Annotated in this window: 25 protein-coding genes; 14 read left to right on the plus strand and 11 right to left on the minus strand. The window is 59.7% G+C overall.

Annotation, left to right across the window (positions count from 1 at the left end; genetic code table 11):
• Position 1: 1 nt before the first annotated feature.
• From SynA1825c_RS04935 to SynA1825c_RS04945, 3 genes are read right to left on the minus strand one after another with little or no spacing between them, the layout of a single operon-like run.
• Positions 2-1,093, minus strand: coding sequence for a DUF3153 domain-containing protein (locus tag SynA1825c_RS04935; protein ID WP_186470532.1), 1,092 nt, complete (start codon positions 1,091-1,093; stop codon positions 2-4).
• 3 nt (positions 1,094-1,096) lie between these two features.
• Positions 1,097-1,954: an acetylglutamate kinase gene (gene argB / locus SynA1825c_RS04940; RefSeq protein WP_186470533.1), complete on the minus strand. Its 858-nt coding sequence runs from the start codon at positions 1,952-1,954 to the stop codon at positions 1,097-1,099.
• A complete protein-coding gene (locus SynA1825c_RS04945; RefSeq protein WP_186470534.1) occupies positions 1,947-2,531 on the minus strand; it encodes a DUF2854 domain-containing protein in 585 nt (194 codons plus the stop codon). The genes argB and SynA1825c_RS04945 overlap by 8 nt, the downstream gene beginning before the upstream one ends.
• A gap of 67 nt (positions 2,532-2,598) precedes the next feature.
• Here SynA1825c_RS04945 and SynA1825c_RS04950 point away from each other — a divergent pair, with 67 nt between their 5' ends.
• On the plus strand, positions 2,599-2,811 hold the full coding sequence (locus tag SynA1825c_RS04950) for a hypothetical protein (protein ID WP_186470535.1): 213 nt from the start codon (positions 2,599-2,601) through the stop codon (positions 2,809-2,811).
• 16 nt (positions 2,812-2,827) lie between these two features.
• Here SynA1825c_RS04950 and SynA1825c_RS04955 read toward each other — a convergent pair whose 3' ends face one another.
• Complete coding sequence (locus tag SynA1825c_RS04955; RefSeq protein WP_186470536.1) at positions 2,828-3,295, minus strand: single-stranded DNA-binding protein; 468 nt, start codon at positions 3,293-3,295, stop codon at positions 2,828-2,830.
• A 14-nt stretch (positions 3,296-3,309) separates the two neighbouring features.
• Between SynA1825c_RS04955 and SynA1825c_RS04960 the strand changes: the two genes are divergently transcribed.
• Positions 3,310-4,152, plus strand: coding sequence for a precorrin-6A/cobalt-precorrin-6A reductase (locus SynA1825c_RS04960; RefSeq protein ID WP_186470537.1), 843 nt, complete (start codon positions 3,310-3,312; stop codon positions 4,150-4,152).
• Entirely contained in the window at positions 4,103-4,438 is a 336-nt protein-coding gene (gene cutA, locus SynA1825c_RS04965) for a divalent-cation tolerance protein CutA (RefSeq protein ID WP_186470538.1), read from the plus strand. Before SynA1825c_RS04960 ends, cutA begins: the two co-directional genes overlap by 50 nt.
• Here cutA and SynA1825c_RS04970 read toward each other — a convergent pair.
• The 4 genes from SynA1825c_RS04970 to SynA1825c_RS04985 form a co-directional block, all read right to left on the minus strand.
• Entirely contained in the window at positions 4,416-5,429 is a 1,014-nt protein-coding gene (locus SynA1825c_RS04970; protein ID WP_186470539.1) for an adenosine kinase, read from the minus strand. The genes cutA and SynA1825c_RS04970 overlap by 23 nt on opposite strands.
• 52 nt (positions 5,430-5,481) lie before the next feature.
• Positions 5,482-6,801: an adenylosuccinate synthase gene (locus tag SynA1825c_RS04975; RefSeq protein WP_186470540.1), complete on the minus strand. Its 1,320-nt coding sequence runs from the start codon at positions 6,799-6,801 to the stop codon at positions 5,482-5,484.
• 108 nt (positions 6,802-6,909) lie between these two features.
• A complete protein-coding gene (gene psb27 / locus SynA1825c_RS04980; RefSeq protein ID WP_186470541.1) occupies positions 6,910-7,332 on the minus strand; it encodes a photosystem II protein Psb27 in 423 nt (140 codons plus the stop codon).
• A gap of 38 nt (positions 7,333-7,370) precedes the next feature.
• Positions 7,371-9,161 carry a proline--tRNA ligase gene (locus tag SynA1825c_RS04985; protein WP_186470542.1) on the minus strand — a complete coding sequence of 597 codons (1,791 nt, stop codon included), beginning with the start codon at positions 9,159-9,161 and terminating at the stop codon, positions 7,371-7,373.
• A gap of 145 nt (positions 9,162-9,306) precedes the next feature.
• On the opposite strand from SynA1825c_RS04985, the gene SynA1825c_RS04990 reads away from it, so the two are divergent.
• From SynA1825c_RS04990 to SynA1825c_RS05010, 5 genes are all read left to right on the plus strand, one after another.
• A complete protein-coding gene (locus tag SynA1825c_RS04990) occupies positions 9,307-9,771 on the plus strand; it encodes a resolvase (RefSeq protein WP_186470544.1) in 465 nt (154 codons plus the stop codon).
• Between the two features lie 183 nt (positions 9,772-9,954).
• Positions 9,955-10,134 carry a hypothetical protein gene (locus tag SynA1825c_RS04995; protein WP_255477074.1) on the plus strand — a complete coding sequence of 60 codons (180 nt, stop codon included), beginning with the start codon at positions 9,955-9,957 and terminating at the stop codon, positions 10,132-10,134.
• Entirely contained in the window at positions 10,076-10,588 is a 513-nt protein-coding gene (locus SynA1825c_RS05000; protein WP_186470546.1) for an inorganic diphosphatase, read from the plus strand. Before SynA1825c_RS04995 ends, SynA1825c_RS05000 begins: the two co-directional genes overlap by 59 nt.
• Positions 10,589-10,696: 108 nt before the next feature.
• Entirely contained in the window at positions 10,697-11,056 is a 360-nt protein-coding gene (locus tag SynA1825c_RS05005) for a 2Fe-2S iron-sulfur cluster-binding protein (protein WP_186470548.1), read from the plus strand.
• 4 nt (positions 11,057-11,060) lie between these two features.
• The gene (locus SynA1825c_RS05010) at positions 11,061-11,420 is read left to right on the plus strand and encodes a Spx/MgsR family RNA polymerase-binding regulatory protein (RefSeq protein WP_186470549.1); all 360 of its coding nucleotides are present in this window, start codon (positions 11,061-11,063) and stop codon (positions 11,418-11,420) included.
• Here the strand turns inward: SynA1825c_RS05010 and SynA1825c_RS05015 are convergent.
• Entirely contained in the window at positions 11,383-12,888 is a 1,506-nt protein-coding gene (locus SynA1825c_RS05015; protein WP_186470550.1) for a hypothetical protein, read from the minus strand. The two genes, SynA1825c_RS05010 and SynA1825c_RS05015, sit on opposite strands and share 38 nt — an antisense overlap.
• Before the next feature lie 81 nt (positions 12,889-12,969).
• Here SynA1825c_RS05015 and lepB point away from each other — a divergent pair, with 81 nt between their 5' ends.
• Positions 12,970-13,701 carry a signal peptidase I gene (lepB, locus tag SynA1825c_RS05020; RefSeq protein ID WP_186470551.1) on the plus strand — a complete coding sequence of 244 codons (732 nt, stop codon included), beginning with the start codon at positions 12,970-12,972 and terminating at the stop codon, positions 13,699-13,701.
• Here lepB and SynA1825c_RS05025 read toward each other — a convergent pair.
• Together SynA1825c_RS05025 and SynA1825c_RS05030 are read right to left on the minus strand one after the other, a co-directional pair.
• Positions 13,673-14,950, minus strand: coding sequence for a dihydroorotase (locus SynA1825c_RS05025; protein WP_186470553.1), 1,278 nt, complete (start codon positions 14,948-14,950; stop codon positions 13,673-13,675). The genes lepB and SynA1825c_RS05025 overlap by 29 nt on opposite strands.
• Positions 14,951-14,963: 13 nt before the next feature.
• Positions 14,964-16,292, minus strand: a complete 1,329-nt coding sequence (locus SynA1825c_RS05030) for a histidine phosphatase family protein (RefSeq protein ID WP_186471034.1) — start codon at positions 16,290-16,292, stop codon at positions 14,964-14,966.
• Between the two features lie 131 nt (positions 16,293-16,423).
• On the opposite strand from SynA1825c_RS05030, the gene SynA1825c_RS05035 reads away from it, so the two are divergent.
• The 5 genes from SynA1825c_RS05035 (at position 16,424) to SynA1825c_RS05055 (ending at position 21,827) form a co-directional block, all read left to right on the plus strand.
• Positions 16,424-17,800 carry a CPBP family intramembrane glutamic endopeptidase gene (locus tag SynA1825c_RS05035; RefSeq protein ID WP_186470555.1) on the plus strand — a complete coding sequence of 459 codons (1,377 nt, stop codon included), beginning with the start codon at positions 16,424-16,426 and terminating at the stop codon, positions 17,798-17,800.
• 84 nt (positions 17,801-17,884) lie between these two features.
• Entirely contained in the window at positions 17,885-18,340 is a 456-nt protein-coding gene (locus SynA1825c_RS05040) for a hypothetical protein (protein ID WP_186470556.1), read from the plus strand.
• Between the two features lie 4 nt (positions 18,341-18,344).
• Positions 18,345-20,150, plus strand: a complete 1,806-nt coding sequence (locus SynA1825c_RS05045) for a penicillin-binding protein 2 (protein WP_186470558.1) — start codon at positions 18,345-18,347, stop codon at positions 20,148-20,150.
• A gap of 93 nt (positions 20,151-20,243) precedes the next feature.
• A complete protein-coding gene (locus SynA1825c_RS05050) occupies positions 20,244-21,416 on the plus strand; it encodes a transaldolase (protein WP_186470559.1) in 1,173 nt (390 codons plus the stop codon).
• Positions 21,417-21,440: 24 nt separating this feature from the next.
• Complete coding sequence (locus SynA1825c_RS05055) at positions 21,441-21,827, plus strand: Crp/Fnr family transcriptional regulator (RefSeq protein WP_186471035.1); 387 nt, start codon at positions 21,441-21,443, stop codon at positions 21,825-21,827.
• Positions 21,828-21,831: the final 4 nt, after the last annotated feature.

Raw genomic sequence — 21,831 nt, forward strand, 5'->3', positions numbered from 1 at the left:
GTCAAGACGGGAGTTCTGGGTAGCCGAAACCCAGACGCAAGCGCACCGATTGGAGCATCAGGCTTAGCAGCAGCAGGATGCCAACCACCACACTGCCCAGTCCAAGGCGGCTCCATTGCCAACGACGGATCCGGAGTTGATTGATCGCTCCATTCTGCAGCGGCCAGCGCACCACCTGCTGGTTCAGCGTCGCTTCAGTCGGTGATGTCTGCACATGCTTGAGGTTGGCGACCGGTTGAATCGTGATCTGCAGCTCACCGGTGGTGAACGACGCCAAACCAGTGAGATTCAGCTTGAGGTCGAGGTCTTGCTGGACACCGATCAGCCAGTTCCGTTCCTGCACCGAAAGCTCAGGAGGCGGAAATGACTGGCCGGCAGTGAGACCCGCTAGTTCGACGCTGCGGCTTAACAGCGTTGAGGCCTGCTGGCCGGTGAGGGTAGGGCTGCTGAGGGTGAGCCCACCGGTTCGTTGCTGATTCACCGACCAGCTCAGTCCTTCGGATTGCAGTGCGCTAGCAAAATTTTCTTGCCAGGGAAGCCGGCGGCCACTGAGGCTGTTGATCTGCCAGCGCATCGCCAGTCGATCCGGGCCACCCAGTTCGATATCGGCACTGACACGAACACATCCACTGAGCAACAGGGTCAGCCCCAGCAGCACAGCCAGCACCAACGCTGCGAAGCCTGCCGATGGACCCCTTGTTGGCCCCGTCGGCGGAGGCGGTGGCGGTTTTGGCTTTCGACTGCGTCGGCTGCTGCGGGGCCGTTTGCCCAGCTTGGGAGCCATCTCGAGGGTCGGCAGCTGCATCGACCATCGGGCTGGCCGGTCAAGGCTCGGTGCCTCCAGCACGCTCAACAATTGCCGGGCTCGGTTGCGCAGCTCGACGTCTTTGCAACGGGTCAGCAGCCGACAGGTGGCAATGGCTTTCTGGTCATCACCCTGTCCCATCCAGGCTGTCACCATCACCATGCGCACGGAGGCTCCTTTGGGCTCGGTGATCGGATGGGCCTCAGCAAGAGGCTCGAGTAGGCGCAGACACTGGCCATAGTCACCTCGCTCAAGCGCGTCCTCCGCTGCCTTCAGCCCCGTACTCATCGGTCAGCCGCGTCCCACCACCATGGTGCCAATGCCTGCATCGGTAAACACTTCCAGCAGTAGGGCATGGGGGACGCGGCCATCCACGATGTGGGCGGCTGAGACGCCCTGGGCAAGAGCCCTAATGCAGCATTCGGTCTTCGGCGTCATGCCGCCGGCCACGACCCCATCCTGAATCAGCTGTCGTGCCTCGGACAGCTTCAACTGCCGGTACAACGAGGCTGGATCCTCCCGATCTCGGAGAATTCCTGGTGTGTCGGTCAGCAGAATCAGTTTTTCTGCTTCCAATGCTGCAGCCACTTCGCCGGCCACGGTGTCAGCGTTGATGTTGTGGGCCACACCTTCGGGGTTGGCGGCCACGCTCGAAATGACCGGCACATAGCCACGCTCCAGCAAGGGCTCCAGCACGTCGGGTGTGATCCGTGCCACTTCACCCACCATGCCGTGGCTGCCATCACCCCAGGTGCGAGCTTCCACCAAACTTCCATCGCTCCCGCTCAATCCAACCGCCTTGGCTCCCAAGCGGTTGAGACCATTGACGATTTGCTTGTTGACGCGCCCAACCAGAACCATTTCCACAATGTCCATGGTGTTGGCATCGGTGACGCGCAGACCATCGCGGAACTCTGGTGCGATCTCCAAGCGATTGAGCCAGTGATTGATCTCGGGCCCTCCGCCATGCACCACCACCGGCTGGACGCCGACACTGCGCAACAGAGCAAGATCCCGGAACACCGCAGTCTGCAGTTCAGCGTGCGCCATGGCCGCTCCGCCGTACTTCACCACAATCCTGCGGCCGGCAAACCGCTGGATGTAGGGAAGGGCCTCACTCAGGACGGAGACCCTGAGAGCATCATCCATGGGATTGTGCGTCGGTCTTCCCATGCTCGCTCTTCGCGAAAACCCCTTCCGGAAGCAGCGTCAGGTCGAGACGATCACCGTCGAGCGGAGTGATGGTGGCGTCGAGCCCTTTGGCAAAAAAACGACTTAAGCGCTCTTGACGTTCCTGCCAGCGTTCCAGCGGAACTCCCTCACAGGAGAAGCGAAGACGCAACCCGTAGCTGTTGCCCAGGCTGAGTTCTTCGATTTCCTCGAGCTGTGGCGGATTGTCTTCGTCCCAGAGCTTAAGGGCTTCCAGGGAACTCTCCAGGTGAGCTTTCTGGCCGTAGCGCCAGCGGGTCACATCAGCCAGGAGTTTGCCTAGTTCGGGAGTGGCAGCTTCGCGCTGAGTTTTCAGCGAAGCTTTGGGCGTGACCCGTCGTGCGGGCGGAAGCTCAGACGATTTCAGGGCGAGCCCACCCAGAAAAATGGGAATGCCGTAAAAAATTGTCGGCAGGCTCAGGTTGGCGTTGCCTGTGCCGTAGGCCACAGCTCCGACCACGGTTAAAACACCGCCGGCGATAGTGACCAGGCTTCCCGGCGAGAGCAGATCGGTCATGCGGCCTCGAGAGTGGCGCCATTCTGACCATGTGGGGTTCAGGATGGATGGAACCATCCCGCAATCCATGGACAGCTCCCGATCCAACGAACGAGAGTCCACAGAGGATCCCGCCGCCTTGATTCAACAGCTGGAGCAAGACCGGGCCTGGCTGCTGGAGCAGATTGATCGTGGACGCTGGGCCGAGTTCCGGCTGGATCTGGCTGCTCTGGAGCGGGAACTCGGTCAGCTGCTGCAACGGGCCTCCGAGCATTTCACGCCTAGCGCCTCACAACGCTGAAGCAGACCATCTTTGATCAAAAGGGAATGTCATCGGTGTCAGGCACCAGAGGCGCACTGTTCCACTGGGCGGCGGGTTCAGCAGTGGGCGCCGCAGCTGATGCAGATGCGGAAGCTGGGGGTGCTTGTCGGCCGGGTGCGCTCTGCGGCTGAGGTTGGGGTGCTGATGCGGCCGTAGGGGCTCCTTCCACCGCATGCAACCTGGCGAGGGTGAATTCAGCCCGCTTCTCTTTTGTGCCGTCTTGCCGGGGAACAGTGTTCATGCGCAGTCGCCCTTCGATCACCAGTCGCTGCCCCACTTGAACCCGGTTCTGCAGGTCCTGGGCGAGGTTCCCCCACCCGACAACCTTGAGTTGACCACGGGGATCATCCGCACGCAATGCATCGAACCCAACCTCCATCTCAGCGATTGGGGTCTGATTGTCCTGGGTGTAACGCAGGGTGGGAGCCTGAAGAACATCCACCTCAAGTACGCAATGATTCATCCTCGACTGGATCAGTGAGCGCCATCCTGATGCACCAATGGCGGAATCGCCATGAGCATGTGCTGGTCTTTGCTGGGACCGGAGAGGGCCCTGGGATTGTGCAGTCGCTGCTGGATAGAGGATTCCGCGTCAGCGTCAGTGTGGTGAGTCAAGCGGCGGCGAGGGGTTTCGCCGCGATGTCATTGCAAGGTCTGCATGTTGGAGCTTTCCCGTCGCAGCAGTCGTTAGCTGATCATTTGGCGACGCAGGCTGTGACCTGTGTGGTGGATGCCACCCATCCCTTCGCCCTGCGCATCAGTGCTGATTTGCAATTCACCTGTTCCACGGGCCATCCACGGCTCATTCGCTATGAGCGCCCTGATCACGGAGCCGTTGACCATGGGCTGCTCGCAACGATCGATGACCTGGCACGTTGTCCGTTATCGGGTCATCGTCTGCTGCTGGCGGTTGGAGCAAGGCAGCTTCATGCTGCAGTGGCAGCGGCGCACCTGGCCGGGGCTGTGGTGCATGCTCGAGTGCTGCCAACGCCCGAGGCCATTCGCAAGGCTGGTGCAGCGGGCTTGTCCGGCGACCAACTGGCCGTGCTCAGGCCCGGTGCCGGTGAACGTCCCGGGGCTCTTGAAGCAGCCTTATGCCATCGCTGGAAGATCAGCGATGTGCTGTGTCGCCAGTCGGGTGGTGCAGCTGATGGGCTTTGGAGTCGTCTTTGTGCGGACGGATCGATGCGTCTATGGAAACTGAAGCGACCGCACGCAAGGCTGGATGTTGACGTGGTCCATAGCGTGAATGCGCTGTGCCGCCTTCTCAATGCCAACACCGCAGGACCTCAAGCTGGTGCTTACAACGGAGGCCAATGAAACCCTGGCTGAGGCACTGGCCCAGGAGTTGCTGGACCAGCGTCTGGCGGTTTGCGTCAGTCTGATGCCGTTGCAGTCGCGCTACCGCTGGCAGGGTGCGATCGAGCGTGCCAATGAGGTGCAGCTGCTGATCAAAACTTGCCCGGACCATTTGCAGGATCTGCTGTCGGTCCTGGAGAGCCTGCACAGTTATGACACGCCAGAAATCTTGCATTGGTCGGCCCAGGCAGGCAGTGGTTATGCCGCCTGGGCCACAGCGGCGCTCAGCGCAGATGCTCGCTCCTGAGCTCCTTCAGGCAAACCTGAGATCGGGCCCCAAGCTGCGTGACGATCTGACCGGCGCAGAGTGCGCCAAGTTCTCCACAGCGCTTTAGCGACTCCCCCTGGGTGTAGGCGTGCAGGAAACCACCGGCGTAGAGATCTCCGGCACCGGTTGTATCCACCAATGATCCAAGGTTGAAAATGCCGATGTTCCAGCGTTGATTGCCCTCAAGAACCACCGAACCCTCTCCGGCACGGGTGATGGCGGTCACGGAGCAGCATCCACAGACCTGCTCGAGTGCTGTGTCGAAGTTGTCGGTTTCATAGAGCGCTTTGATCTCTGCTTCATTGGCGAAGAGAACATCTACATGACCGTTCACCAGGTCCAGGAAGCTTTCGCGGTGACGATCAACGCAGAATCCGTCAGACAGCGACAAGGCCACTTGACCTCCTGCTTCTCGGCAGGCCTCCGCCGCTGCGATGAAGGCTCGTTTGGCCGCTGGGCTGTCCCAGAGGTAACCCTCCAGGTAGAGCACTTTGGTTTCCTTGACCATGGATAGATCGAGATCCTGCGGTTCGAGCTGGGTTGAGGCGCCAAGGAAGGTGCACATCGTGCGCTCTGCATCAGGCGTCACATAGATCAAACAGCGAGCCGTGGTGGCTCCGCTGGTGGCCGGAGGTGTGTCAAATCGGGCACCGACCGCGCGGATGTCGTGGCTGAAGATCGAACCAAGCTGGTCATCGCGAACGCGGCCGATGAATCCGGTGCGGCCTCCCAGCTGAGCAATGCCCACCATGGTGTTGGCCACGGAACCACCGGAGGTCTCTAGGCCTGGACCACTCAATTGGTAGAGCGTTTCAGCCTGCTGCTCATCGATGAGCGCCATTCCCCCTTTGGATAGCCCGTGCTGCTCCAGGAAGCTGTCCTGGGTTTGCACCAGCACGTCAACAATGGCATTGCCGATCCCCACCACATCCAGTGATGCGCTGGGCTGGAAGCGGTGGGATTCGGCCATGAAACGGGGGGATGAATTGCCGCAGTCTTACGCCTGGACCGACTCCTCCGAATCAAGCGCTCAGCAGAGCGCGCTTCGGTCCATGAATCGGGTCTTCCACCACGATGGTCTGGTCCCGTCCGGCTCCCAGCGACACGATGGCGATGGGCACTTCCATCAGGTCAGCCAGGAAGCGCAGGTAGGCCATCGCCTTCTCCGGAAGATCTTCAAGGCTGCGGCATTCCTCGGTGGAGCACTGCCATCCAGGCAGGGTCTCGAAAATAGGGGTGCAGCGAGAGAATTCCTCGGCGCAGGAAGGGAAATGCTCGATGCGGACACCGTCGAGGTGATAGGCCACACACACTTGGAGCTCGTCGAGTTCGTCGAGCACGTCAAGCTTGGTGATGGCCAGACAATCGAGTCCGTTGACGCCCACCGCATAGCGACCGATGACGCCGTCGAACCAGCCACAACGGCGGCGGCGGCCTGTGGTGGTGCCGAATTCACCGCCGCGATCACAGAGGTGATCGTTGAGGCTGCCTTCGAGCTCGGTGGGGAACGGTCCCTCGCCGACGCGCGTGGTGTAGGCCTTGGCTACGCCGATCACCCGATCAATCAGGGTTGGCCCCACCCCGGCTCCAATGCATGCTCCGCCGGAGATGGGATTGGAGGAGGTGACGTAGGGATAGGTGCCGTGGTCGAGATCAAGCAGGGTGCCCTGGGCCCCTTCAAAAAGGATGTTTTTTCTGTTGCGAGCCGCTTGGTGAATTTCGCGGGTGCAATCCACCACGTGGGGAGCGAGGCGTTGGCCGTAAGCCAAGTACTCGCTGATCACCGCCTCGGCGTCGAGGGGTTCCACGCCATAAATGGTTTCCAGTAGCTGGTTCTTTTCTTTGAGCGGACCATCAAGGCGATCCCGCAGCCGATCTTCATCGAGTAGGTCGATGACACGGATGCCACTGCGTTGTGATTTGTCGGCATAGGTGGGACCAATGCCACGGCCGGTCGTGCCGATTTTCCGGTCGCCACGCTGCTTCTCCATCGCTTCGTCGAGGAGGCGGTGGTAGGGCATGGTCACGTGGGCTGTCGATGACAGCTTCAGCCCGGAAATATCGATGCCGTTCTCGATCAACATGTCGAGTTCGCCAAGCATCACCTTTGGATCCACGACGGTGCCGGATCCGATCAGACAGTCGGTGTCCGGGTACAGAATTCCCGATGGGATCAGGTGCAGCTTGAGCACACGATCGTCCACAACGATGGTGTGGCCAGCGTTGACACCGCCCTGATAGCGGACGACGACGTCAGCGGAGCGGCTGAGAAGATCTGTGATCTTTCCTTTCCCCTCGTCACCCCACTGCGCACCGATGACGACAACGTTGGCCAAAGACACAGCGGCCCGAAGCCGCGATTCTGCACAATCTGCGATCTTCTCAGGTCGAGATGCCTGAAGTCAAAGCGATTGCGGATTTGTGATGTTGCTGTTGAAGAACAGAGGCGATCAGGTGCCGCGCAGAACTGCTTTTTCAGCTTTGCCAAGCTCCTTGTCGACCCTGGCTCTCAGATCGTCCGGGACAGGACGATTGGTGTAGGTGTTGTAGTGGCCTTGAAGGGAATTCAGGGCGGTTTGCATTGTGGTGAAAGAGCTCAGCCCATTCACTCGAGGTTGCGGCCTGTAGCGCGACATGTAGTCGTTGATTAAATCGTGGGCCTCACGCTCTGAGTCTTGAAGTCCCTCGGCGTCTGCGGGCAGAGCGAGGGTGGTCTGCAGTGTGTGAACCACGGCCACGGTGTCTTCGACATAGTCGCCGGTGAGCATGGAGACGGAATCTCCACAGGCGGTGAGCAACAAGGTCAGCCCAAGACAGAGAGCCAAGGTGAAGCTTTTGAGCTGTCGGCTCAGGTGGTTCAGCGCGTCTTGCATGGTTGGGTCGGTTTGAAGGACTTTAGGCGGATAGGGCGTCAAATCTGTATTCCTGCCGGGATGGTGTCGATCAAGCGCTTCAGTGCTTCTTCATGCGGAAGCGTCTCACTGGCTCGTGTTGCTCGCTCAACCAGCTCCACCCGGCCCTCGGCAGCATCACGTCCGACCACGATCCGCCAGGGAACGCCAATCAGATCCGCGTCCTTGAACTTCACTCCAGCCCGTTCGCCGCGATCATCAAGGAGCGCATCGAGTCCAGCGCTTTTGAGTTGTTGATACAGGGATTCGCCCAGCTCAAGCTGGGTGCTGTCCTTCAGGTTCGCGACGACGACGATCACCTGAAATGGAGCGATGGCCACAGGCCAGCAAATGCCAGCGTCATCGTGATGTTGTTCGACCGCTGCCTGCGCAAGCCGTGAGATGCCGATGCCGTAGCACCCCATCAGCAGGGATTCCTGTTTGCCTTCCTTATTAGTGAAACGCGCGTCTAAGGCATCGGAGTATTTGCGACCTAGCTGGAAGATGTGGCCGACTTCGATGCCGCGTCTCTCCCCCAGCGTGGCCTCTGCGTTATGGATGCAGCGATCGCCTGATTGGGCATTGCGCACATCCGCGGAATGCTGTTTCGGCATCGATGACCAGCTGGCTCCCCAACGATGTTGATCCGAGACATTGGAGCCGCAGACGAAACGCTCGACCTCGAGAGCCGTCGGATCTGCTAGCCGTTCAAAACGGCCTTCCCAGCGGCGGGCTCCTCTTAGAGCGGCGTCGTCCAGATCAGGGCCCAGGGATCCGAAGGCCAAAGGTGCCAGTCCCTGCTGGCGGACCTGATCGGGCGTGGCCGGAGCGACATCCAGCACGGTTGATTCCAGGAGGCGGGTGAGCGTGTTGGTCAGCTTGACCTCATTCAGTTCCTGGTCGCCGCGAAGGCTCACAAGGACCGGTTGTTCGCGTCCGTCTTCCAATCTCGCCACGAGCACCAGCACTTTGATGATTTGGGTGGGACTGAATTCGTGGGCCGAACAAAGTTGCTCAATGGTGGTCTGCCCAGGTGTTTTCAGAGTGCGCTCGTCTCCGGCTGGCAGAGCCTCGGCCGGCGGTGGAATGGAGACAGCTTTCTCTTGGTTGGCGGCATAGCTGCCATCCGAGCTGGTCAAGATGAGGTCTTCGCCGGCATCGGCGGTGACCATGAACTCCTGGGAGGCAGCCCCTCCAATGGCGCCGCTGTCGGCATCCACGCCAACGGCATCGAGCCCGCATCGCTCGAAGATGCGTTGATAAGCTCCCGCCATTGCCGCATAGGTCTCCTGCAGGTCTGTCTCGTCGGCGTGGAAGGAGTAGGCGTCCTTCATGATGAATTCCCGTCCGCGCATTAACCCGAACCGGGGACGGATCTCATCCCTGAACTTCGTCTGGATCTGATAGAGGGTGACGGGTAATTGTCGGTAGGAACGCAGCAGGTCGCCTGCCAATTCGGTGATCACCTCTTCATGGGTTGGGCCGAGGCCGAGGCGTCTCTGCTGTCGATCTTCGAGGTGAAACATGATTCCTTCGCCTGCCGTGTAGCCCTGCCAGCGACCGCTCCGTTCCCAAAGCTCGGCAGGTTGCAGCTGTGGCAGCAGTGTTTCGAGAGCACCAAGTGCGTCAAGCTCGTCGCGCACAATCGCGCTGATTTTGCGCAAAACCCTCCACATCAGCGGGAGGTAGGCGTAGATACCTGATCCGACGCGTCGGATGTATCCACCGCGGATCAGCAGTTGATGTGACGGAATCTCTGCATCTGCGGGGACATCCCGCAACGTCACCAGCGTGAGGCGGGAGACGCGCATCACATCACTTCAAGGGTGTGTTGGAAGTTATCACCCGCAAGAAAACGGTCGATTCTGGAACTGTCTCTTTCGCTGTGATCGACGCTGGCGTCCTGAGTCTCAGCTGCTAAGGTCTGCGGATTCCAAGCTGTCCCAGCGCTGTCTCATGTTTCCTCGGCCGCTCGATGTTTCGGTGCCCTCTGTCACCGAATCTGGAGAATTACGAGGCGATGCTGGAGCTGCTCTTTCGCAATCGGATGCTTTGGTTGGCATCGATGATGTTCAGAAATCTCTGAATCGTTCACGCGCATCTGTTTATCGCTACACGAACACTGACCCCCGCAATCTCAACCCCCCTTTCAACCCTCGCAAGCTCAATCCTGAATACAGGAGCGATCAGAAAGATCCCCTTTTATTTCACCCCAACGAGGTTGCTCGCTTTGCTAAGGACGTCCTGAGGATTAAAGAAGTCACTGTTGAAGTTCTCAACTCTCCGTCCACGGCCACTCAGCAAGTGCTAGGAGCCATCCTGGAAGAACTTCGTTTGATTCGCAGCCGGCTGGACGGACTCCCTGAAGCGCCTTCAGATCTTGCTTCCCGCAGGGATCGTCAGGATCGGCCTGCTGCATAAGCGTTCCATGAGTGGCAGAATGCAGGTGAAATTGATCGCCTGATCCCTTTCATCTCCCCACCGGTAGCTTCTCGAGGTTTCGGTGTCTTCAGCGCTTCAAGCTCTGAAGTGTGGGATGTCCTCGATAACCACTGAATGGACCCTGAGCCTGCCCCCCAATCGCCTGCGCACCCAGCGCAGCTCGTGTCTGTTCCTGCTCTCGCTCTTCTCGGCTTCACCCTTGCCATCACCGGTTTAGGCGTTCCGCTTGCTGCCGTGTTGACCGACCGCCCCAACCATTCCTCCATCGCTGTTCAGGAGAGTCATGGATCTCAGGGCCCTTACACCCTCACCCTCTCCAGGGCTGATCAATCTGATCGTTGAGATTCCTGCCGGAAGCAGCAACAAATATGAATACCTTGAAGAAGCTGGAGTGATGGCCTTGGACCGCGTTCTCCACTCAGCGGTTCGATACCCCTTTGATTACGGCTTCGTCCCGAACACTCTGGCTGAGGATGGATCTCCTCTCGATGCCATGGTCATCATGGCGGAGCCCACGTTTGCTGGTTGCTTAATTCATGCCAGGCCGATCGGTGTGCTCGACATGCACGACATGGGTCATTACGACGGCAAGATTCTGTGTGTTCCAGCTGCCGATCCTCGTCAAAGCAGCATTCAGAGCATTCGCCAGATTGCACCCAGTCAGCTGGAAGACGTGGCTGAATTCTTTCGTACCTATAAGAATATGGAAGGTCGTGTGACCAGCATCGGCGGCTGGCGAGACGTGGATGCTGTGCAGCCTCTGCTTGAGACCTGTGTCGCAGCGGCAGCCCGATAACCCGAGCTGTGATTTTTCCCTTCAAAGGCGGCGGACGAGCTTGGCTGTTTTGCCTCCTCCCATTGGTTGATTGCTGTAAATTGAGCCACCGACATTTCAGGACGCCCCGTGCCCACCATCCGTTTCGAGCAGGAAGGCCAACAGGTCGGCTGTATTGAAGGTGCCAATCTGCGGAAAGCGGCTCTCTCGGCCGGTGTGAATCCCTACAAAGGTTTGAACAACCTCAACAACTGCGGTGGTGTCGGTCAGTGCGGCACCTGTGTGATTGAAGTGATCGAAGGCGCGCAGAACCTCTCACCACGAAGTGATGTCGAGGAGGTTTACTTGGCTGACCGGCCGGCGAACTATCGCCTCAGCTGCCGCACCAGCGTCAATGGTGACGTCACGGTTCGCACCCGTCCTCAAGACGGTGTTGGTCAGGGCTCCAACAGCCTGATCGGTGCTGTGAAGAGCTTGCTCGGTCGCTGATTCCTTGGCTGATTACACCGTCTTCAGCTATTCGCGCTGCAGCACGTGCCGAAAGGCCCTCACCTGGCTGGAGAGTCAGGGTCTTTCATGCGAGGTTCTCGACATCACGCTTGAGCCGCCCTCCATTGATTGGCTCTCTAAGGCTGCCGATCAGTTCGGCAGTCTCAAACCGCTGTTCAATACCAGTGGCCAGAGTTATCGCGCCCTTGGTGCCGCCGCCGTCAAGGCCATGACCCATGACCAGGCACTACAAGCCCTCGCCTCCGATGGGAAGTTGATCAAGCGACCCTTTCTTCGCGGCCCTGATGGCCGTTTTTTGACGGGATTCAAGCCTGAGATTTGGGAGGCTGAACTGTTGGGTTGAAGTTCAAACCATCCAGTTCCTTGATCAGTGCATCCACATCCTTCTGCGAGCGCAATTGCGTCATGCTGTTGCGCTTGAGTTCCTCGAGAAACGCAGCAACGAGTTCCTGACTGCGTTCCAGCACGGGGCCTTGTTCCAAGGTTCTGGCGAGTTCTTCCCAAAAACGATCCACCGTCTGAATGCCAAGGTCCTGAAGTACCTGGTCTTTCTGACCCAGTCGATCGCCGGCGCGGCGCGAAAGGCTGAGCAGTGAATCGACCAAGCCATTGGAGAGCTGATGGCTGAGGCGGTCTTCGGCGCGTTCCATCCCCGGGAGAGCTCGGAGTGAGGAGGGAATCGCGGTCTCCTCCAGATTCCGCCGTAAGGCATGGCTGACAAGCGCTACCAATTGTGGACGCATGGCTGGCCCCACTTGCGTCAGCACGAGTGGCAGCCAGAGTCTCAGCAATTCTGCTAGTTCCCTCTCTCCGTCGTCATCGACGCTTTGGTGGCTGCACAGCCTTCGGATCTGGTCCGGCCAGCGGGGTGAGCGCACGGCATCCTGGGCGGCATCCAGGGTTCGAAGGGTGATCACTTCGAATAATTCAAGAGCCAGGACCGCCACCACTCCACGACTGACCGCAGCCCGCAGGGGCTCCAGCTGAATCATGCGTGTGCTGGACAGACGTTCGGTGACCGGCACCACCCGTAGCAATCTCCAGAAAGGGATCAGCAGTGGCAGATCGATCCAGCGGCGCAGTAGGGCATCCCGCCAGGCAATCGCGGGAAAGCGTCGTTTCAGGCGAACGGCCCGCAAGACAATGTCCAGCAGGAAGAGGATTTGAAAGGGAAAATCAATCCGCCAGGACAAGTCGACCGGTTGCCCGTTCTCATCGGTTCCGCGCCAATAGTTTGTGGCGACCAGGGGCAGGATGCTGTCTTGCCAAAAACGCTTTTCGTCGTCCCAGTTCTCTGGTGTCAGATGACTTTCCCCCAGCAGATAGGCGGCGGACTGCTTGGCCGAATCCATGTCGGCTCTCGCCCGGAGACGACTCTTGAGCTTCTCCAATGAACCCGTTTTATTCGAGGCCACGAACGGGTTTTCATCGATCAGCTGACTGCTCTTCACCACCATTTCCAGTCTCAGCTGGCGTGCTGCTGGGCTGTTGATGCCGCTTGATGCAGCGGTGGCTTCCAGTTGCTGAAAATGCCTGAGGTAGGACTCAGTGTCTGGGTGGGGTTCGATGCCTTTCACCCGGTCGTAGACCTTGGTGAGGTTTGGCAGCCAGGGCAGTGGAACCGCGAGGCCAATCGTGGGAAGAGGATAGAGAGTTCGCTGCAACCAGAAGTTGCGCAATGGCACATAGGTCACGTCGAACACGACCCAGGTCAGGTTCACCGCGGCGATGGCAGCGATCGTCCGATCCCATCTCAGCCAAAATCGGCGGCTCGCTGTTGGTTTCGCGCTTTGCCACCGGGGTCGGACCATGGGCGTACTCCGCTGACTTCAGGCTAGGAGGCCAGCGCCATCAGGCCTATCTTGGGTGCTCAAACGCTTCATCTGGGTTTCTTGCCTGACCCTCAGCCCGACGCCTCATCCAAAGGAGCTGAGTCTCCCCCGGGTTCCTCGCCATCGCCTGCCCCTGCTTCGACCCGCAAAGCGCATCCCTTTTGGGATTTCTGGGGTCCAGTGCTGTTCACGCTGGCGTTGTATTTCGGCATCCGGCACTACGTGGCTGAGGCACGGTTCATCCCTTCGGGCTCAATGCTGCCCGGTCTGCAAATTCAGGATCGCTTGTTGGTCGAGAAACTCACCTTCGCAGGCCGGTCACCGCGTCGCGGCGAAATTGTTGTGTTCAACTCTCCGCATGCGTTTGATCCAGCGTTGAAAACCACCGAATCTCCACCAGTGTTCCGCTGCGCTCTGGCCAATTTCCCGCTGATTGGATTGATCCCTGGCGTGAGCCAGCCCGCCTGTGATGCCTACATCAAGCGTGTGGTTGCCATCGGTGGTGATCAAGTGACCGTCAACCCGCGCGGTGCCGTGACCGTCAATGGAGTTGCACTGGATGAGCCGTATGTCACCAACTACTGCGACGTGGACGATCAGGGCATGAGCCTCTGCCGCACGCTGAATGTGACGGTGCCTGAAGGCCACGTGCTGGTCTTGGGTGACAACCGAGCCAACAGTTGGGATGGCCGTTACTGGCCTGGCGGGCCCTTTCTTCCTGAGGATGAAATCATCGGTCGTGCGTTCTGGCGGTTCTGGCCCCTTAACCGCAGTGGCTCTTTGGGGTCCTGAGGCCGCAGGCCACCACTTTTCCCTTGACGGCTCGATGCAGCCAGGGTTGGTTGGCTGCTTTTGATGCCGAAGGATCATCACGCGATGGCGCCCAAGTCTGCTCGGGGTCGAACAACAGCCAGCGGTTGCTTCCGAGCGCGAGCTGCTCCGGTGTTCGTCCCAGCAATGTCGCCGGCTTAAAGCTCAGGATGTCCCAAAGCTCTTCGGCGCTCCATCCGCGCGTCACGACCAAGGCCTGCCAAAGAGCGGGCAGCACGTGTTGATGGCCGGCGACCCCCCGTTGACGCTGATCCGGCGGCAGCAGACATTCCTCGTCATCCAAGGGCAGGGCATGCACCGCAACGGCGTCAATCACTCCGTTGCGCAGGCCTTCGATCAGGCCCTGCCGGTCTGCGTCATCGCCTAGGGATGGCGAGACGAACCAAGAGGCCGCGGTTGCGGCACTGTCGCTGCTGCTCTGGATTAAGTGCCACCAACTCACGGTTGAACCGGGACGCTTGGGCTGTCGCTGGAGGAGGTCGACGCTTGTCGCTGTCGATACCCCCATCACCATCAGCCTTCGCTCGGGATGTTCTTGTTGGAGCTGAGCGAGCTGGCTGAGGGGAACCGTTTCACTACTCAGCGGATCACCCGGCCATCCGGCTCTTAGCGCTTCCGGACCTTCACGCAGCAGGCCTTCGCCCCGCAGGTTGAGGTCAAGGGGCGAGATCAGTAGCGGTGCTGATCCGCACTCCCCCAGAGTGAGTGCTCGATCGATCAAGGCCATGGATGGGATCGCACCACCGTCGGACAGTCCGACAGCACCGGCTTCAATCAGATCGGCATGGGGGGTGAGCTGCTCACCCTCTCCTCCTTGACTGAAACCTGCCCAGAGATGCACGTCCACATCGCAGTCTTTCAATTCAAAGCCATGCAGATGTTCCGGACGTTCGCGACGAGTCTCGCCATCCGGCAGGAGAGCGATCTGGCCGAAGCCGCCAGCCCCGGCGGATCGCATGAGGCTGTTGAGGGTCTCACCCTGGCCCTGAAACGGGGCGGGCAGAAACGAATGTGCATCCACCAGGCAGGGTGCAAGCAGTTGCTGTCCGGCGTCTTGCACGGTGATGTTGGCTGCATGAGCAGCCGCACGAGCAGCCTCGCCGAGTGCTTCCAGCCGGCCATCCCGCAAGAGCGCAGCACCACCGATCTCAACGGCATGACCCGGGCCCTTGAGCACCTGGACGGGGTCGAGCAGCAGCATCTCGGTCATCGGTCTTGTGATTTCAGAGCGCTCCAGCGGCCGTGCGATCGAGAACCCCACCAAGGTGGGAGGTGAGATTCAGGCAAGCCACTACTGCAGGCTGCCCCGGTTCTGAGGGCATGTCGACCACCGTGACACCGCCGTTGCCTTGTTTGACAGCCCAAATGTCCGCAGGAGTAAGCCCCAGCAGATGGCAGAGGATGGTTTTGTTGACAGCGTCATGGGCCACCACCAGCGCGGTTTCGGCAGGGTTCAGGTCCTCGGCGATCGTGTTCCAGCTCTGAACGGATCGCTCCCAGACATCCTGAATGGTTTCACCCTCAGGCATCTGGACGGTTTCCGGTGTGCGTTTCCATTCCTCGAGCAGAGCACCCCACTCCGCCTTGATTTCGGATTCCAGTTTCCCTTCCCAGAGGCCATGGCCGATTTCCACCAGACCGTCGGTTTGTTGCAGGGCGACGTCGGGATGCGACATCAGGATCCCCTCAGCTGTTTCCCTCGGACGGGTCATTGAGCTGCTGAAGGCTTTCTGAATCGGCACATCTGCCAGAAAGCCTCGGGCGGCTTCAGCCTGGGCATGGCCATTGCTGTTGAGCGGGATGTCGATCTGCCCCTGAAAGCGGCCGTCACGGTTCCAGTTGGTTTCGCCGTGCCGAACCAGGATCAGCCGTGCTCCTTTCCCTTTGGTTGGCAGTGGGGGCGTCAGGTGTGCGGTGCTGTTCAGGCATTCGATCTGCACTTGATGGCCATCACCTTTTGAGCTGAGATTGAAAATCGAGAGCGATGCATTGTCGAGGCGGAGCCGCCTGAAGCCCTGTTCCGGTTCACCGAGCAGCGTCACGATCAGGCAGCGCAGGATGGCGTTGTGCCCAACGATGAGAACGGTGTCGTTTCCATCCACAGGGTGCTTGCTGATCAGTGCGTCGAGAAACTCCCGCGCCTGTTGCATCAGCTCCTGCAGAGGTTTGTAGCGACGTCCATCGGCGCGGCTCAGCTCCAACACTTCCGGCTGACGTTTCCAGGTGGCGAATTCCTCGGGAAAGCGCTCGGCCCGCTCGTCGGCGGTGAGTCCGCTCCAGGGTTCAAGATCAATCTCGAGCAGACCGTCGTCGAAGCTGGGCGAAAGCTTGTCATTGCGTTCAGCCAGCACACCGGCAGCTGTGGATGCCGCTCGTTTCAAAGGAGAGCTATACACCGCTGTGATCGGCACGTCAGCCAGGGCCAGGCCTGTGCGACGGGCTTGTTCCTCTCCGGTTGTGGTCAGCGTTGAGAGGTCATCACGCCCTTGAATCCGGCGCTCCACGTTGAAGCTGCTGAGACCGTGGCGAACGAGGAGAAGACGCAAGGACACCGCTTCATGCAGAGAGAGCGCCGCCATCGTATTGGCGAGCCTCCATGGCTTCCTTTGGATCGTTCCTTGGATCGTGCGGTCGCCTCGCATGCCCGTGACCGAGGAGAATCTCTTGCAGTTGCTTGCGCTGTGTGACCAGCCCACCCTCGGGACGTTCTTCGGCAGCTCCGACCTGGAAGGTGTTGCTGGCGCTCCTCTCGCTGGTCCTGGCCACCACTGTCTGGGTGCTTGGACTGGTTGACAGTGTCAGCAAGCCATCCGTCGCGCCTGCTCTCTCTCTTGAGCAGCAGGAGCTGGCTCTGCTGGCTGAGCCGAAGGTGCCAGTACCGCTGCAATCGCTTCTAGTGGGTGCCGATCCCAGCGCTGCTCTGCTGAACAGCCTGCGCCAAATCCCTCTCGATCGGCTTGATGAGCGTCAGAGGCTGCTCTTCGCCGCATTGGAGTCCGACCCCGAGCATCTCCGCACACTTCAGCAGGCTGCGCCTCGCGCCGATGCATTCGCCGAGCTTCAGAAGGCCCTGACGGATCCCGGTGCCCGCGATGTTTCGGTCGACGATCGCGCCAGGTTGCTGAGTCAGGCTCCTGATCCGCTGGTCCGTCGGTTGGCCTGTGAGGCCTTGGGTGGTGATCTCACGTCATGTCTTGACCCCCGATCGGCAAGTGCAGCGGCCAGGCGGCTGGTGATCAGTGAGCTTCTGCCGTTGTTGGCGCTGCTGCTCGGGGGGCTCTTGCTGATCCGTCATCTTTGGCTGCTGTTCCGCCGCCGCCTTGCCCCTTGGCCTGCGCTCGTCGCACCACCCCTTGCACCGTTGGACATGGTGCTGCTGGTGGCCGGTGGATTCGTGGTGCTCGGCGAGGTGCTGGCGCCTCTCGTGGTGTTGCCTGTGGCCGGGCTGGTCACCCGAGGGCTTGCTGCACCTCTTTCCCAGGGCATCACCGTGCTGTTCGGCTACGTCGCGTTGGCGGTTCCGCCGCTGCTGATCCTGCGCCAGCAGCTCAGAACGTGCGATCCGTCACCACCTCCTTCCGGCGGTTGGTTGCAGTGGCGTTTGCAGCCTTTCGGAACAGCTGTGCTACAGGCCTTGCGAGGTTGGCTGATGGTGATGCCTCCCGTCGTGCTGACGGGTTGGTTGGTGTCTCGGGTGATCGGTGACCAGGGCGGCAGCAATCCCCTGCTGGAAATCGTGCTGACCAGCAACAGTTCCCTGGCCCTGCTCCTGCTCGGCTCCACAATCGTGGTGCTGGCGCCGCTGTTCGAGGAAACCATTTTCCGCGGTGTGCTGCTGCCTGTGCTTGGGCGGTCGCTTGGCCGAGCCGGCGCCGTGATTGTGAGTGCCTTGGTGTTTGCGGTCGCACATCTCAGCCTTGGTGAACTGCCGCCACTGCTGGTGCTGGGTCTGGGCTTGGGGTTGTTGCGGCTGAGCACCGGGCGCCTGCTCCCCTGCGTGGTGATGCATGCGCTCTGGAACGGGGTGACCTTCCTGAACCTTCTCCTGCTGGGCAGCTGAGCGAATCTTCAGTCCTGGTCAAGGTTTCGGCCTTGCGGTGCCCCGTCCCAGATGGTTAACTGGCGCATTGATCAAACCTTGTCCGTGGTCGCGGTTCCGCAATCTCAACCGTCGTCCACGCAACGACCGGTCGCTACAGGGGCTCTTGAAGTTATTCAGGGGTCCCTCTCGGCCCGTCGTGTTGCCCGGCAGTCGCCCCTGCTGGCAGGTCTTCATCGTGCTGCCGATGGAAGCTTGATCGGCGTGTTCGCGGCTGTGCTGGTGCTGAGTGGCCTCACCTTGCATTGGCAGCATCGCTGGACCCTGGCGTTTCGCCAGTTGGAGATGACCCGTGAGATGGCCCATCGACTGACGGAATCCACGGCGATGCTTGAACGTCATCTTCTGGAACGCTCCAGTGGACCTCGCCAGATGGTCCCCACCACCGTCGCCAATTTGGTGTATCTCGATCGTCCCAGCTTTAATGCCGCTGAGCCTCCGGCTGACCATCTGGCCATGCTCGGATCGTTTATGGACCAACCCATTCGGCACGGCTACTGAGTTGATGGGTCGCACCGATCAGTCTCGCCGCACTTCTGGTCAACGCTCGCGCAGGCGTGTGGTGCCCCTCGAGCCGGTTCCACCCGGACGCATGCGATCCGTGTTTGCCCTGTTGTGTCTGGGATTGATCGGATTGATGGGGCGGATGGCCTGGTTGCAGGTCTTTCAGGCCACAGAACTGGAAGCCCGGGCGCGATCCGTGCAGACGCAGCGCACCCAACCGCTGGGGACTCGGCGACCGATCGTCGACCGCACAGGGCGACTGGTGGCCTTGGATGAGGAGCGCTATCGCCTTTGGCTGCACCCCCGCTACTTCAACTTGCCAGGCGATGAACCGACCCTGATCCGGCCGCCGGCCGATGTGGCGGCTCGCCTGGCTCCGTTGCTTCCTCTGTCTGAGGAAGAGATTCTGCAGCGCATGGGTGATCGCCCATCCGGGATCAAGCTCATGGATGGTCTAGACCCGGAGACCGCCACCACGATCAAGGCTGAAGGCATCAGCGGTGTTGATCTCGAGTCGTATCCCCATCGGGTTTATCCCCAAGGTGAACTGTTCGCCAATGTCGTTGGATTTCTGAATCAGGACCGCGAACCCCAGGCCGGTCTCGAACAGAGCCGTCATGAGGATCTGCAACGCCACGAGCAGGCCCGCAGTCTGCGTCGTGGTGCCGATGGCACACCGTTGCCGGACAATCTCGCTGCCGGTGTCTTCTTTGGGGATGACCTGAGGCTTCAACTCACCTTGGACGCCCGTCTTCAGGCTGTGGCGGCGAAGGCACTGGCGGATCAAGTCAAGGCCTGGAAAGCCCAGAAGGGTGTCGCGATTGTGATGGACGTCACCAATGGCGAGTTGCTGGCGCTGGCCTCGGTGCCCACGTATGACCCCAACAACTATTGGAGTTTTCCGACAGCCCGTTTCCGTGAGTGGTCTGTGCAGGATCTCTATGAGCCTGGCTCCACCTTCAAGCCGATCAATCTGGCCTTGGCGCTTCAGGAGGGCGTGATTGAGGCATCGGGTCGTGTGAATGACAATGGTTCGGTCACCATCGGTGGTTGGCCGATCAACAATCACGACCGCAGGGCCAATGGTCTGATCGATTACGCCACCGTTCTGCAGGTGTCCAGCAACGTGGGCATGGTCAAGGCCATGGGGAATCTTCCCTCGTCCACCTATTGGGACTGGATGAGTCGACTCGGCCTGGATGCAAGGCCAGATACGGACCTTCCCGGGGCGGTCGCCGGACAGATCAAGACGAAGGAGCAGTTCACCACGCAACCGATTGAACCCGCGACTGCGTCCTTCGGGCAGGGCTTCTCGCTGACTCCGTTGAAATTGGTGCAGCTTCATGCGCTGTTGGCGAATGGTGGGCGTCTGGTCAGTCCGCATATCACCCGGGGGCTGAGAGCTGGTGATGCCCTCGCACCACCTGGATCCCGCCGGGGCAAAGCATTGCTGGACCCTGAGGTCACCCGAACCGTGCTCGCCTGGATGGAGTCAGTGGTCGAGCAGGGCAGTGGCCAAGGGGTGAAAACACCTGGCTACCGGATTGGTGGAAAGACGGGGACGGCTCAGAAGGCGCTCAATGGTGTGTACGTGCCGGGGGCTTTGATATGCAGTTTTGTGGCCACCCTGCCCGTTGAGGACCCTCGGTATGTGGTGCTGGTCGTGGTTGATGAGCCAAAAGGAGACAACGCCTACGGCTCAACTGTGGCCCTTCCCGTGGCCAAATCGATCATCGATGGTTTGCTGGTGATCGAGAAGGTTCCACCCAGCAGTGCCTCCAGCACAATCTCAACTAAAGGCGGTTGATCGGCTGAGTCTGCACAACAATCCAACAGAAAATCTGCCGATGCCAGCACAAAAAAACGCCTGTACGTTACGGACATCAAGCCCTTCAACGTCATGGCCACTCTTCTAGAGCAGCTTTCCGAAATGACCGTCGTGGTGGCGGACACCGGTGATCTCGAAGCGATCCGCAAGTTCACACCTCGAGATGCGACCACCAACCCTTCGCTGATTCTCGCGGCTGCCCAGATACCCGATTATCAGAGCCTGATTGATGAATCCCTCCGTTCGTCACGTCATCTGATGGGCGAAAACGCTCCTGTTGAGCAGGTCGTGCGTGAAGCTCTTGATGAAATCAGCGTGATCTTTGGCAAGGAGATTCTGAAGATCGTGCCTCGCCGGGTTTCTACGGAAGTGGATGCTCGCTTGAGCTTCGACACCGAAGCCACCATTGAGAAAGGCCGCAAACTCATTCGCCTCTACAACGATGCGGGCATCAGTAACGACCGGGTGTTGATCAAAATTGCTTCTACCTGGGAAGGCATCAAAGCGGCCGAAGTTCTGGAGAAAGAAGGCATTCATTGCAACCTCACGTTGCTGTTCGGTTTCGGTCAAGCCGTGGCCTGTGCCGAGGCCGGTGTCACCTTGATCTCTCCCTTCGTTGGGCGCATCCTGGATTGGTACAAGGCTGAGACCGGGCGCGATTCCTATCCAGGTCCTGAGGATCCAGGGGTCTTGTCTGTGACAAGGATCTTCAACTATTTCAAGTCGTACGGCTACAGCACCGAGGTGATGGGAGCGAGCTTCCGGAACATCGATGAGATCACCGAGCTTGCCGGTTGTGATCTGCTTACGATCTCACCCAAGTTGCTGGATCAGCTGCGATCCAGTGAGGCGGTTCTCACCCGCAAACTCGATGCTGACAACCCCGCTGGCGGTGAACCTCAGATTCATGTCGACCATGAATCGTTCCAAACGATGATGGCCTCGGATCGCATGGCCACCGACAAGTTGTCGGAGGGGATCAAAGGTTTCAGTAAAGCGATCGAAACCCTCGAAAGCATGCTGGCCCATCGTCTCGCTGAACTCGAAGGGGGGCACGCGTTCGGCCATGCCGTGCAAGAGATCTTTCTGCTCAATGACATGAACGGTGATGGATCCATCACGCGGGATGAATGGTTGGGAACTGACGCCGTCTTCGATGCCCTGGACCTTGACCACGATGGACTTCTGTCACAGGAGGACGTGCGCAGAGGCTTTGGTGCCGCACTCTCACTGACAACGGCCTGACGGCCCCTCGATCGCCCTTTGCCTGTGAACGCTCTCGACACCATGCGTGCTCTTGCTCAGACGAGCGAGGTTCGCAGTGTCGGAGCAGGTGGCATCATCTTTCGTGCCGATGATCCGGGTACCTCGATGTTCGGGGTGCTTGAGGGCACCGTGCGATTGTCCTGGACTAACGACAACGGTCAACAGGGCTATGAGGTGATTGAGGCCGGGAATGTCTTTGGCGCCGGTGCCCTGGTGATGGATGGTCATCGACGACTGAGCACGGCTCAGGCGGAAAAGGATTGCCGTCTCATCGAGATGAATCGCGAGAAGTTCCTGTTCGCTGTGCAGGAAGCCCCAATGTTTGCCATTGAATTGTTGGCTTCGGTGGATGAACGACTTCGTGATCTCAAGATCACCTCTCAGCTCTGATTTC

Origin of the sequence: Synechococcus sp. A18-25c, assembly GCF_014280035.1 — a bacterium.
Lineage (GTDB): Bacteria > Cyanobacteriota > Cyanobacteriia > PCC-6307 > Cyanobiaceae > Synechococcus_C.

What these genes read in the sequence shown, in the direction of transcription:
- SynA1825c_RS04935 (WP_186470532.1), bottom strand. Translation starts at nt 1,093, where the DNA reads ATGAGTACGGGGCTGAAGGCAGCGGAGGACGCGCTTGAGCGAGGTGAC.
- argB (WP_186470533.1), bottom strand. Translation starts at nt 1,954, where the DNA reads ATGGATGATGCTCTCAGGGTCTCCGTCCTGAGTGAGGCCCTTCCCTAC.
- SynA1825c_RS04945 (WP_186470534.1), bottom strand. Translation starts at nt 2,531, where the DNA reads ATGACCGATCTGCTCTCGCCGGGAAGCCTGGTCACTATCGCCGGCGGT.
- SynA1825c_RS04950 (WP_186470535.1), top strand. Translation starts at nt 2,599, where the DNA reads ATGGACAGCTCCCGATCCAACGAACGAGAGTCCACAGAGGATCCCGCC.
- SynA1825c_RS04955 (WP_186470536.1), bottom strand. Translation starts at nt 3,295, where the DNA reads ATGAATCATTGCGTACTTGAGGTGGATGTTCTTCAGGCTCCCACCCTG.
- cutA (WP_186470538.1), top strand. Translation starts at nt 4,103, where the DNA reads ATGCCAACACCGCAGGACCTCAAGCTGGTGCTTACAACGGAGGCCAAT.
- SynA1825c_RS04970 (WP_186470539.1), bottom strand. Translation starts at nt 5,429, where the DNA reads ATGGCCGAATCCCACCGCTTCCAGCCCAGCGCATCACTGGATGTGGTG.
- psb27 (WP_186470541.1), bottom strand. Translation starts at nt 7,332, where the DNA reads ATGCAAGACGCGCTGAACCACCTGAGCCGACAGCTCAAAAGCTTCACC.
- SynA1825c_RS04985 (WP_186470542.1), bottom strand. Translation starts at nt 9,161, where the DNA reads ATGCGCGTCTCCCGCCTCACGCTGGTGACGTTGCGGGATGTCCCCGCA.
- SynA1825c_RS04990 (WP_186470544.1), top strand. Translation starts at nt 9,307, where the DNA reads ATGTTTCCTCGGCCGCTCGATGTTTCGGTGCCCTCTGTCACCGAATCT.
- SynA1825c_RS05000 (WP_186470546.1), top strand. Translation starts at nt 10,076, where the DNA reads ATGGATCTCAGGGCCCTTACACCCTCACCCTCTCCAGGGCTGATCAAT.
- SynA1825c_RS05015 (WP_186470550.1), bottom strand. Translation starts at nt 12,888, where the DNA reads ATGGTCCGACCCCGGTGGCAAAGCGCGAAACCAACAGCGAGCCGCCGA.
- SynA1825c_RS05025 (WP_186470553.1), bottom strand. Translation starts at nt 14,950, where the DNA reads ATGACCGAGATGCTGCTGCTCGACCCCGTCCAGGTGCTCAAGGGCCCG.
- SynA1825c_RS05045 (WP_186470558.1), top strand. Translation starts at nt 18,345, where the DNA reads ATGGGTCGCACCGATCAGTCTCGCCGCACTTCTGGTCAACGCTCGCGC.
- SynA1825c_RS05050 (WP_186470559.1), top strand. Translation starts at nt 20,244, where the DNA reads ATGGCCACTCTTCTAGAGCAGCTTTCCGAAATGACCGTCGTGGTGGCG.